At 54.9% G+C, this 11,707-nt stretch carries 12 protein-coding genes; 5 read left to right on the forward strand and 7 right to left on the reverse strand.

Features of this window, described 5'->3' with window-relative positions; all coding sequences use genetic code 11:
* Positions 1 to 10: 10 nt before the first annotated feature.
* From puuB to puuD, 4 genes are all read right to left on the reverse strand, one after another.
* Positions 11 to 1,291, reverse strand: a complete 1,281-nt coding sequence (gene puuB / locus G163CM_RS08760; protein ID WP_231827738.1) for a gamma-glutamylputrescine oxidase — start codon at positions 1,289 to 1,291, stop codon at positions 11 to 13.
* 1 nt (position 1,292) lies between these two features.
* Positions 1,293 to 2,780, reverse strand: coding sequence for an aldehyde dehydrogenase PuuC (gene puuC, locus G163CM_RS08765; protein ID WP_231827739.1), 1,488 nt, complete (start codon positions 2,778 to 2,780; stop codon positions 1,293 to 1,295).
* A 164-nt stretch (positions 2,781 to 2,944) separates the two neighbouring features.
* A complete protein-coding gene (puuR, locus tag G163CM_RS08770) occupies positions 2,945 to 3,502 on the reverse strand; it encodes an HTH-type transcriptional regulator PuuR (protein ID WP_015964977.1) in 558 nt (185 codons plus the stop codon).
* A 25-nt stretch (positions 3,503 to 3,527) separates the two neighbouring features.
* Positions 3,528 to 4,292, reverse strand: coding sequence for a gamma-glutamyl-gamma-aminobutyrate hydrolase (gene puuD, locus G163CM_RS08775; protein WP_015964978.1), 765 nt, complete (start codon positions 4,290 to 4,292; stop codon positions 3,528 to 3,530).
* Positions 4,293 to 4,504: 212 nt separating this feature from the next.
* On the opposite strand from puuD, the gene puuA reads away from it, so the two are divergent.
* From puuA to puuP, 3 genes are all read left to right on the forward strand, one after another.
* Complete coding sequence (gene puuA / locus G163CM_RS08780; protein WP_231827740.1) at positions 4,505 to 5,923, forward strand: glutamine synthetase family protein; 1,419 nt, start codon at positions 4,505 to 4,507, stop codon at positions 5,921 to 5,923.
* A 150-nt stretch (positions 5,924 to 6,073) separates the two neighbouring features.
* Complete coding sequence (locus G163CM_RS08785) at positions 6,074 to 6,238, forward strand: YmjE family protein (RefSeq protein ID WP_144052309.1); 165 nt, start codon at positions 6,074 to 6,076, stop codon at positions 6,236 to 6,238.
* On the forward strand, positions 6,228 to 7,613 hold the full coding sequence (gene puuP, locus G163CM_RS08790; protein ID WP_015964980.1) for a putrescine/proton symporter PuuP: 1,386 nt from the start codon (positions 6,228 to 6,230) through the stop codon (positions 7,611 to 7,613). The genes G163CM_RS08785 and puuP overlap by 11 nt, the downstream gene beginning before the upstream one ends.
* Positions 7,614 to 7,703: 90 nt before the next feature.
* Here puuP and G163CM_RS08795 read toward each other — a convergent pair whose 3' ends face one another.
* Both G163CM_RS08795 and G163CM_RS08800 read right to left on the reverse strand, forming a co-directional pair.
* Positions 7,704 to 8,342 (reverse strand): ECs1377 family protein, encoded by a 639-nt coding sequence (locus G163CM_RS08795; protein WP_231827741.1) that lies wholly within the window; start codon positions 8,340 to 8,342, stop codon positions 7,704 to 7,706.
* Between the two features lie 77 nt (positions 8,343 to 8,419).
* A complete protein-coding gene (locus G163CM_RS08800; protein ID WP_015964982.1) occupies positions 8,420 to 9,160 on the reverse strand; it encodes a pirin family protein in 741 nt (246 codons plus the stop codon).
* 91 nt (positions 9,161 to 9,251) lie between these two features.
* On the opposite strand from G163CM_RS08800, the gene G163CM_RS08805 reads away from it, so the two are divergent.
* A complete protein-coding gene (locus tag G163CM_RS08805; protein WP_231827742.1) occupies positions 9,252 to 10,145 on the forward strand; it encodes a LysR family transcriptional regulator in 894 nt (297 codons plus the stop codon).
* 47 nt (positions 10,146 to 10,192) lie between these two features.
* Entirely contained in the window at positions 10,193 to 10,438 is a 246-nt protein-coding gene (locus G163CM_RS08810; protein ID WP_108474487.1) for a YmjA family protein, read from the forward strand.
* A gap of 66 nt (positions 10,439 to 10,504) precedes the next feature.
* On the opposite strand, the gene brnQ is transcribed toward G163CM_RS08810, so the two are convergent.
* On the reverse strand, positions 10,505 to 11,668 hold the full coding sequence (gene brnQ, locus G163CM_RS08815; protein ID WP_231827743.1) for a branched-chain amino acid transport system II carrier protein: 1,164 nt from the start codon (positions 11,666 to 11,668) through the stop codon (positions 10,505 to 10,507).
* Between the last annotated feature and the right edge of the window lie 39 nt (positions 11,669 to 11,707).

Here is an 11,707-nt window from a genome sequence, read left to right on the forward strand (position 1 = left end):
TAATCGGAAATTAAACGCCCAGACGATCGCGCAGGCTGTAATAAGCCGCGCCCATCGCGGTAAACGGTACTCGCAGCGTGCGCCCGCCGGGGAACGGGTAATGCGGCAGATTGGCGAAGGCATCGAAACGTTCGGCGTCGCCGCGCAACAGTTCGGCAATCAGACGCCCGGCGAGGTGGGTACAGGTGACGCCGTGGCCGCTGTAACCCTGCATGTAATAGATGTTGGTATCAAGGCGACCAAACTGCGGCATACGCGACAGGGTCAGCAGGAAGTTGCCCGTCCAGCGATAGTCGATTTTCACGCCCTTCAGTTGCGGGAAAGTTTTCAGCAGTTTCGGCACAACAAGACGCTCAACGTCATCCGGGTCGCGTGCGCCGTAGACCACGCCGCCGCCGTACAGCAGACGGTTGTCGGCGGTAAGGCGGTAGTAATCGAGCAGATAGTTACAGTCTTCCACACAGTAGTTTTTCGGGATCAGCGAACGGGCTAAATCATCGGAAAGCCGCTCGGTGGTGATCACCTGCGTGCCGCACGGCATGCTGCGTTTCGCCAGCTCTGGCTCCACTTTATCGCCCAGGTACGCATTCCCGGCGACAATCACATACTTCGCCGTCACCTGGCCTGTGGCTGTACGCACTACGGCGGGCGTGGTGTGCTGGATCTGCGTCACGGCAGAAAGCTCATACACGCGCCCGCCGTTCAGGCGGATGGCGTCGGCTTCACCAATGGCGAGGTTCAACGGGTGAATATGCCCGCCGCTGTGATCCAGCAGCGCGCCCGTGTAGCGATCGCTGGCGACCTCGCGGCGAATGGCGTTGGCGTCCAGCAGTTCCAGCTGTTTATTGCCGTAGCGTTCCCAGTTCTCTTTCTGCTCTTCAAGTGTGGCGAGTTGTTTATCATTCATCGCCACAAACAGGCCGCCGGGGCGGTAATCGCAGTCAATCTGATAACGTTTGATACGTTCGCGGATGATCTCGCCGCCTTCAAACATCATGCTGCCGAGCATACGGGCGGTGTCCATGCCGTAGCTTTTTTCGATAACGTCGATGTCGCGGCTGTAGGAGTTCACAAGCTGCCCGCCGTTGCGCCCGCTGGCGCCAAAGCCGATGCGTGAGGCTTCGAGAACCACCACGTCAAAGCCCGCTTCCGCCAGATGCAGCGCGGAAGAGAGCCCGGTATAGCCGCCGCCGACCACGCAAACATCACAGGTGATTGACTCATTCAGCGTGTCGAATGGCGCGTATTTATTCGCACTGGCGGCGTAGTAACTGCTGGTATGTTCGGTCATTTCAGGCCTCCAGGCTTATCCAGATGGTTTTCAGTTCAGTGAATTTTTCAAGGGCATGCAGGGATTTGTCGCGACCGTTGCCGCTCTGCTTATAGCCGCCAAACGGCACGGTCATATCGCCGTCGTTGTAGTTATTGACGAAGACGGAACCGGCTTTCAGGCGACGGCTCATGCGGTGCGCGCGGGAGAGGTCGCGCGTCCACACCGCCGCGCCGAGGCCATACTGGCTGTCGTTGGCAAGCTGTAGCGCCTGATCTTCTGATGTGAAACGGGTGACCACCAGCACCGGGCCGAAAATCTCTTCGCGGCTTAAGGACGCATTGGGGTCCACATCCACAAAGATGGTCGGGCCGATGGCCGCAGCCAGTTCGGCGTTGCGGCCATCCAGCAGCAATTGCCCTTTGCCTTCGCCTTCACGAATAAAGCCATGCACCGAGTCAGCATGAGCGCTGTCGATTAAGGTGCCCATGGTAGTTGCGGGGTCAAGCGGATGGCCCGGCTGCCAGTTTTGCGCCTGCTGTTTTAACAGGGCTAAGAATTCATCGGCGATGCTCTCTTCCAGCAACAGGCGTGTTCCGGCGATACACACCTGCCCCTGGTTGTAGAAAATGCCCGCAGCGGTGGCGCTCGCCGCTTTTTGCAGATCCGGGCAGTCGGCAAAAACGATGTTGGCGCTTTTGCCACCGGCTTCCAGCCAGACGCGTTTCATGTTGCTGTCGCCTGCGTCTTTCAGCAGCTGTTTCCCGGTACGGGTCGAGCCGGTGAAGGCGATGGCGTCGATATCGTCATGGCGTGACAGCGCCTGCCCCGCTTCATGACCAAAACCCGTCACCACGTTCAACACACCATCCGGCAGACCAGCTTCTTTCGCCAGCCCGGCGAGACGAATCGCACTGAGCGGTGATTTTTCAGACGGTTTCAGGACAACGCTGTTCCCTGCTGCCAGCGCCGGGCCAAGCTTCCAGCAGGTCAGCAACAGCGGGAAGTTCCACGGTACAATGGCGGCAATCACGCCGACCGGTTCACGCACGATCATCGCCAGCTCATGGCTACTGGTGGTCGCCACTTCGCCATACACCTTATCGATTGCCTCGGCGTACCAGCGAATGGCGCGCGCCGCGCCGGGTATATCATCACGCAGGCTGTGCCGAATCGGTTTGCCGGTGTCGAGGGTTTCCAGCAGCGCCAGTTCTTCGGCGTGGGCTTCCATTAAATCGGCGAGTTTATTCAGCACCGCTTTACGTTTTGCCGGGGCGGCCTGCGACCAGTCGCCGCGTTCAAATACGCTGCGTGCTGCGCTCACCGCACGGTCGATATCGGCGCTCTTGCCGCGCGCGATATTCGCCAGCGGTGCCTGGGTGACCGGATCAACGGTTTCAAAGGTTTCATTTTCCGCCGCAGCGGAATATTCACCGTTAATAAATAAGCGGGTTTCAATGGCGAGACTTAACGCTTTATCCTGCCAGTAAGCCAGATGATGAAAATTCATTATGACTCCTGTTTCACGTCTATCAGATATATGCAGTTTGTGAACGTCAGGGCGCAGAGATCCCCGGGCGATGAGCCCGTTTATTTCTGGCGACATTCTTTATAGATTGCCTTTATAGCTAGCCGGGTGGCGTTTCGCTTACCCGGCCTACAAAAGCAAAAAGATTAAAACGTGGTGGGCGTATGGGCGCTGATAATTCGGCAAATGCCTGCCGACGTATTACTGAAACTGTGCGGGATGCCGGTATTAATGGCATAACTTTGCCCCGCGACGAGATGATAATCCTGGCCATTAATGGTCAGAACAATTTCACCTTCCAGTACAGTGCCTATTTCCTCACCCTGATGCTTAATTCTCTCCCCGGTCGTGGTGCCCGGCTGGTACGTTTCAAATATCATCGCCAGCGTGCGATTCGGGTTCCCGTTATGCACCAGCTTCATCGATACACCCTGACTGCCCATTTCAATTAAGTCGTCCTGATTAATGACGACCTGCGGTTCATCAGGTTTTTCCGGCTCGGAAAAGAATTCCGAGAGTGACAGACCATACACCTTCAGCAGCTTTTGCAGCGTACTGATAGCTGGGCTGACTTTATCCTGCTCTATCGTACTGATAGCGCTGTGAGTCAGCCCGGAGAGTTCGGCGGCACGACGTTGTGAAAGTCCTTGTTGCTGGCGGATTTCCGACAAGCGTTTACCCGGTGCCAGTCCGTCATCACTCATATTTGCATTTCCTTAACTGTAGGGGTCAGAGTCGCTGTTTTTCAGCGATATGGTTCTGACAAGCGGTGATAAAGCCCTCAAACAATATACGCGAAAGCGCATACTCGCTACTGTTCCATTCCGGGTGCCACTGCACGCCCAGCGCGAAGGGGTGATTATTGACGCTCACCGCCTCCACCAGCCCATCCGGCGAACGGGCTTCTACGCGCAAACGCGGGCTCACAACCTTCGCCCCTTGCCCGTGCAGGGAGTTTACCCAAAAGTTGCTACAGTCAGGTAACAGTGCGGACAATAATCCGCCCTCTTCAACCTGCACTTCGTGCGATGGCGCATACTGCTGTTCGACCGGCAATTCAGGATCTTCCCGATGCTCCAGCAGTTCCGACTGCTCGCACAGCTTGCGATGCAAAGAACCCCCGGTTGCCACCACCATTTCCTGTAACCCCCGGCAGATGGCGAAAATGGGGATGCGCCTTTCGAGTGCGGCATTGATTAACGCCATGCTCAGAAGATCACGCCCGGGATCGGCGTCAGGCTCATCGCCGTTTTCACCATAAAGGTGCGGCTGCACATTGCTGGGGCTTCCTGGCAGATAAATGCCATCGAGTTTCGGCAGAAGTTCTGCGAGCAACTCAGGCTCCGCCAGCGCGTGTGGCAGCGCAATCGGCAAACCGCCCGCGTGAATAATGGCATTCAGGTACTTTTCTTGCAGGGTCTGGGTCTCATGACCCTTAAGCCTGTTCCTGCACATCACGATACCGATAACCGGCTTGTACATTATATTTTCCATGATCGATCTCACAAAGTGGACTAAATTATCGCCATTACTGCGGTTAAAATGACCTTTCTGTTCAATATTTTTTCAATCTAGCAGTGGATTTTCGGTTTTGCAAACTTAATTTAACATTTGACAAACATTTAGTTTGCATACAAATTCGAAGAGTGGTCATTATATTTTACGCTTTCATAGCGAGCGGAAAACAAAACCAAAGGCGAAGAATCATGGAAACCAATATCGTTGAAGTAGAGAACTTTGTTCAGCAGTCAGAAGAGAGGCGGGGTAGCGCCTTTACGCAGGAAGTGAAACGCTACCTGGAGCGCTACCCGAACACGCAATATGTTGATGTACTGCTTACCGACCTGAATGGCTGCTTCCGTGGCAAGCGCGTTCCGGTCTCCAGCCTGAAGAAGCTGGAGAAAGGGTGTTACTTCCCGGCCTCGGTCTTTGCGATGGATATTCTCGGTAACGTAGTAGAAGAAGCGGGCCTGGGTCAGGATATGGGCGAGCCGGATCGTACCTGTGTGCCGGTACTCGGTTCCTTAACCCCTTCCGCCGCTGACCCGGAGTATATCGGTCAGATGCTCCTGACCATGGTCGATGAAGATGGCGCTCCCTTTGACGTTGAGCCGCGGAACGTACTCAACCGCCTGTGGCAGCAGCTACGCCAGCGCGGACTGTTCCCGGTCGTAGCGGTAGAGCTGGAGTTCTATTTACTGGATCGCAAACGCGACGCCGAAGGGTATTTGCAACCGCCCTGCGCGCCCGGCACCGATGACCGCAACACCCAAAGCCAGGTTTACTCGGTTGATAACCTCAACCACTTCGCCGACGTGCTCAATGATATTGATGAACTGGCGCAGTTACAGCTGATTCCGGCAGATGGCGCGGTCGCCGAAGCCTCACCGGGCCAGTTTGAAATCAACCTGTATCACACCGATAACGTGCTGGATGCCTGCGATGATGCATTAGCCCTTAAACGCCTGGTGCGTCTGATGGCGGAAAAGCATAAGATGCACGCCACTTTTATGGCGAAGCCGTATGAAGAGCACGCGGGCAGCGGGATGCACATCCATATCAGCATGCAAAATAACCGTGGCGAGAACGTGCTGTCTGACGCTGACGGCGAAGATTCGCCGCTGCTGAAAAAGATGCTCGCCGGGATGATTGACCTGATGCCGTCGTCAATGGCGCTGTTGGCGCCGAACGTGAACTCCTATCGTCGCTTCCAGCCAGGAATGTATGTGCCGACGCAGGCGTCGTGGGGCCATAACAACCGCACCGTCGCCCTGCGTATTCCGTGCGGCGATCGCCATAACCACCGCGTGGAATACCGCGTGGCCGGGGCGGATGCCAACCCATATCTGGTGATGGCGGCGATTTTCGCCGGTATTCTGCACGGCCTTGATAATGAACTGCCGTTGCAGGAAGAAGTGGAAGGCAACGGGCTGGAACAGGAAGGCTCACCCTTCCCGATTCGTCAGAGCGATGCGCTGTGGGAGTTTATGCAAAACGACCACCTGCGCCACTATCTGGGCGAGCGTTTCTGCCATGTGTATCACGCCTGTAAGAATGATGAGCTGTTGCAGTTTGAGCGCCTCATCACAGAAACCGAAATTGAGTGGATGTTGAAAAACGCGTAGTGACCCCTTGCGGGGTATGTATCACCGGCCTGAGCGGAGCCTGGCCTGACATTTGCTGGTAATCCAGACATTTCCCGTATGTCGCGTTATGGAACGCAGGCGGCAACGGGCTTCCGTTAACGATACAGACTGTGACGAGGAAATGAGATGATGCCGATGATGAAATACCCGCATGGCGAGGGAGGCTGCGTTTGCGCCCTCCCCACGACCGAGTGTACCCCGCCCCCTTTGCTTCCCCTGCTAAACAGGTTTGATTTCAGGTCGACGCGACCGCAAACCCGATTACGCAGCGGAGGCACACATCATGGCCTTTAATTCCTCACTGGATATCGCCGCACAACCTGGCAAAACGAAACTGCGTAAGTCGCTGAAGCTGTGGCAGGTGGTGATGATGGGGCTTGCCTATCTCACGCCGATGACCGTGTTCGATACCTTTGGCATTGTGTCCGGCATCAGCGACGGCCACGTTCCGGCGTCCTACCTGCTGGCGCTGGCCGGTGTGCTGTTTACCGCTGTCAGTTACGGCAAGCTGGTTCGCCAGTTCCCGGAGGCGGGCTCGGCCTATACCTACGCGCAAAAATCAATTAACCCGCACGTTGGCTTTATGGTCGGCTGGTCGTCGCTGCTGGATTATCTCTTTTTGCCGATGATCAACGTGCTGTTGGCGAAGATCTATCTCTCTGCCCTCTTCCCGGAAGTGCCGCCGTGGGTATGGGTGGTAACCTTCGTCGCCATTTTAACTGCCGCGAATCTGAAGAGCGTTAACCTGGTCGCTAACTTCAATACCCTGTTTGTGCTGGTGCAAATCTCCATCATGGTGGTGTTTATCTTCCTGGTGGTTCAGGGGCTGCATAAGGGAGAAGGCGTTGGCACGGTCTGGTCGCTACAGCCGTTTATCAGCGAGAACGCGCATCTGATTCCGATTATTACCGGGGCGACGATCGTCTGCTTCTCGTTTCTCGGCTTTGATGCCGTGACCACGCTTTCAGAAGAGACGCCGGATGCCGCGCGGGTTATTCCGAAAGCGATTTTTCTGACGGCGGTGTACGGTGGCATTATCTTTATCGCGGCGTCGTTCTTTATGCAGCTATTCTTCCCGGATATCAGCCGCTTTAAAGACCCGGATGCCGCACTGCCGGAGATTGCGCTGTACGTCGGCGGCAAGCTGTTCCAGTCGATTTTTCTCTGCACCACGTTTGTGAACACGTTAGCGTCTGGCCTCGCGTCGCACGCCAGCGTGTCGCGTCTGCTGTATGTGATGGGGCGTGACAATGTGTTCCCGGAACGCGTGTTTGGCTATGTGCACCCAAAATGGCGCACCCCGGCGTTAAACGTGATTATGGTCGGGATTGTGGCATTGTCGGCGCTGTTCTTCGATTTAGTCACCGCCACGGCGCTGATTAACTTCGGTGCGCTGGTCGCGTTTACCTTCGTAAATCTGTCGGTGTTCAACCACTTCTGGCGTCGCAAAGGAATGAATAAAAGCTGGAAGGAACACTTCCACTATTTACTGATGCCGCTGGTTGGCGCGCTGACGGTGGGCGTGCTGTGGATTAACCTCGAAGCCACCTCGCTGACGCTGGGTCTGGTGTGGGCCTCGCTGGGTGGAGCATATCTGTGGTATCTGGTACGTCGTTATCGCAAAGTGCCGTTGTATGAGGGTGACAGAACGCCGGTGAGCGAGACGTAATTGTTGGATGGCGCTGCGCTTATCCAACCTACGATTCATCACCCATTGTAGGTCCGATAAGCGTAGCGCCATCGGGCAAAAATCGGCGCACTACGCGCCGCTTTTAACCTGCTGATAATAAGGCACCCGCCGCGTGGTGCCGGTCAGGTTATCAAACACCTCAACCTCTGCGGTGCTGATTTTCATCCCCGATTTGCGCAGCTTCTGCACATCCGCCGCGATACGTTGAATGCCAAACCAAAAAAGCCCATCCAGCGCGGTAACCTGCAAATCATTTTCCAGCGCCAGCTTTAAGCGCTCGCGCGGCTGTTTAATCTGTTTGGCAATTTCCTGATACGGCGAGGCGGTTGAAAGCGTGCCATCCATTCGCCGGATACGGTTGGATAAGCGGTATTGATATTCGTCGGGAATGGCGTCCAGGCTGGCTTTCAGGCTGTAAACACAGCCGAAACGTTTACCGTTAAAGAGGACATTTTTCTGACTGAGCTGAAGTTCGTCACGCACGGCGGCGATCAGCTGTGGCGCGCGGATTAACAGCAGGCGAAAAGGCAATTCGAAGCTGGTGACGTAGTCAACATTCAGCAGCGCAATGCGTAGACGCTCCTGCGCGCCCGCGCCGGACTGACGGCACTCTTCAATCACTTCCGACCACTGTTGAGCGAGCCTCGGCGACTCGCCCGCTTCGGTGAAGCTGTATTTTTCAATCTGGTAATCGATTCTTCCGGCCACAGCGCGTTCCTTCCTTTGCAATCAGCAGGTTACTTTAGCAAGTGTCCGGAAAAATCGACAGCGTCATGCGTTAAAAATCAAGCGTGAGACTCAGGCATTTCGATAATAATAAAATGGCTCTGTTCTTTGGCGGCACTGAATTTCAGGGTCGCCGGCCCGGTAATTTCCAGCGTATCTTTTTTACCTAACGAAGCGAAACCTTTCACATTTACTTCACCTTCAAAGTTATTGATATAGGCCTGGCGTCCGGCCTGCAGTTGATACTCAACTTCCGCCGTCGGGTTGGTCAGTTCGCTCACGTACATATTCACATCCTGATTGAGCATCAGCGGCGCATCGTCATTTTTCAGGCTGCCCACGATATGCAGGAGCTTGTTTTCACGCTCTTGCGCCTGATATTTACGCTGGTTGTAACGCACCTCCAGCCCCTGCTTCGGCGGCAGGATCCAGATTTGCAGGAAGCGACACCACTCATCATGTTTATTCAGCTCAGAGTGCCATACGCCATTCCCGGCAGTAATCGCCTGCACATGCCCGCGCCCCAGCGTCTCTTCCGTTTGCGTTGCGCTATCCCAGTGGGTCAGTTGGCCATCAATCACATAGCTGACAATTTCCATGTTTTGATGCGGGTGGCGACCAAAACCGTTATGCGGTTTCACATTGTCATCATTCACCACGCGTAATACGCCATAATTCATGTTGTCAGGATCGTAATAATTGGCGAAGGAAAAATGGAAGTAGGTATCCGCCGGGTGATAATCACTTGCGGGTAGATAATGCAGGGATTCGCCTTTTTTTACGCGGTATTGGGTTGTCATTGTTTCTCTCCGGTGTTCATATAATGCGAACAGAGTAATCACCATTCTCCCCAGGATAAATGGGGCTACACACAATTCACCGTTACGAAAAATGAAAGAATACGATCTCCTGTCCCTGCGCAGCTTTGTCGCCGTAATCGAAACGGGCAGTTTTTATAATGCTGCCGTACAGCTTGAAACCAGCAGCGCCTCCATCAGCCGCCGCGTCTCTTCACTGGAAAAAAGTCTGGGCGTGCGCCTGCTCAACCGCACCACGCGTCATCTTGAGCTGACAACGGCAGGCGAGCAGTTCTGGAAGGACGTGAAAAGTATCCTGGAATCACTGGAACAAGCCGAAGAGCGGCTCAACTGTTTTCAGGAAACGCTGAGCGGCGTGATTCGTCTGTCGGCGCCGTTAACCTATGGTGTGAAAAAACTGGCGCCGCTGCTGCCGGTATTTATGGCGAAATATCCGCAAATCACCGTGCAGTTACAGCTGGAAGACAGATTGTCGGATCTGGTGGGAGAAGGTCTGGATTTGGCTTTACGCATCAGTGCATTGAATGATTCGTCGCTGGTTTGCGCTCATCTGGCAGATCTTCCACGGCTGTTTTGCGCCTCGCCGGCGTATCTGGCGCGTAAAGGCGTCCCGGCATCGCCGGCTGACCTTGCCGGGCACAGCTGTCTGCGCTACTCGCTGCTCTCCGCGCGCGATGAGTGGGGATTTACCGAAGGCAAAGAGCTGCCTGAGATGAATACCCCGCTTATCACCGATAACGGCGACGTGCTGCGGGAAGCGGCAATCCAGGGGATGGGCATCGCTATGCTGCCGTGGTTTATCGTCGAAGATGCCCTACATGCGGGCACGCTGGTGCCGGTAATGCAGGATCATGCGCCGTCTGCGCTACCTCTTTCGCTCATCCGCCCCACTCGCCACTATACGCCCGTGCGCGTCACTACCTTTATGGCGTGGCTGCGCGAAGTGTTGTGTACCTCAATTGAGTGATACTATATCCGGCCAGACATCCGCGAAACCTTAACCAGAGGCTTTTTATGAACAACGATATCCCATTGAAGTATTACGATATTGCCGATGAATATGCGACGGAATGCGCAGAGCCGGTCGCCGAGTCTGAACGCACACCGCTGGCACACTATTTTCAACTGTTGCTGACCCGCCTGATGAATAACGAAGAGATCAGCGAAGAGGCGCAGAAAGAGATGGCCGATGAAGCGGGCATAAAAGCCGCGCGTATTGATGAAATTGCGGAGTTCCTGAATCAGTGGGGAAATGAGTAATTCCCTACCCGTGTTAATGATGCGGGCAATGCCCGGTAGCGGCGCTTACCGGGCAAGTGAAGCCAGTCAAATAAACGCGCTGATCACACCCACGATAAGCGCGATAAAGAATAACCCCCGGTATAACATCGTCGGAATAGCGAGCCATTTTCTGACAATCCCCAACGCCACCACCACCAGCGCCGCCGGATAAATCGCACTGAGCACCGGAACCGCCAGCATCGTCAGCGAATCAAGCCCCAGTATGGCAATCATCGCCGAAAGCACCAGTGAAAGCGTGACCAGCAGGCCATAAGAGATGCCGGTTATCTGATGAAAATAACGCGCGGTACCGGTCGTCAAACCTATCGCCGTCACCAGACACGCCAGCGTAATAATTGCCGCCAGCAACGCGCGACCATATACACCAAAGACGGTCTCCACATAGGCACTCATAATTTGCATCCCGTTACTGGCGGAATGCTCCAGCGTATGCGCGCCCATAGAAATATAACAGACGTAAATAAGCACCAGCCCGGCGGCGGCAATCAGCGCCGCACGACTGGAATAACGCAGAATACCTTTGGCATTCACGATGCCGCGCTGATAAAGCGTGTGCGTGATGATCGCCCCAAAGCATAACGCGCTAATGACATCCAGCGTCTGATAGCCATTGATGAACCCGGTACCAAACGGATGCGTATCAAACGCGTCAACCGCAGAGGTCAGCGCGCCGGTAGGATAAATCCAGGCCGTAACGCCGATGAAAATCAGTGCGCCAATTTTCACCGGCGAGAGGAAGAAGCCGACAATTTCCAGCAACTTGCCCGATTTTGCCAGCACCGCGCCTGCCAGGGCGAAGAACGCAAAAGAGAATACCGTTTTTTGCGTTAACGTACTCTGCGCACCGTTAGTGATAGCTTCATAGCTAATGGTGGCCGTACGCGGTGTACCAAATAAAACACCGAGCGTCAGGAAACAGACACTGATAAAAGCAATACTCACGGCCCGCCCCAATGGGCGCGTCAGTTCGTTAATATCCCCTTTATTGATCGCCAGAGAAATAATGGCCAGCGCAGGAAACAGCACGGCAGTAATAATAAAACCGGTTCCCGCGGTGACAGAATTCGCGCCCGCCTGCATACCCACCAGCGGCGGGAAAATAATATTCCCGGCTCCCAAAAATAACGCAAGGGTCATCCCGCCTAACGCGAGCGTATCCGCGAAGGAGAGGTGTTTCGTATCCGACATGAAAGAAACTCTTAAAAGAGAGTGGCGACGTGATGCGCC

The sequence above is a fragment of the Pseudocitrobacter corydidari genome (genome assembly GCF_021172065.1).
GTDB classification, from domain to species: domain Bacteria; phylum Pseudomonadota; class Gammaproteobacteria; order Enterobacterales; family Enterobacteriaceae; genus Pseudocitrobacter; species Pseudocitrobacter corydidari.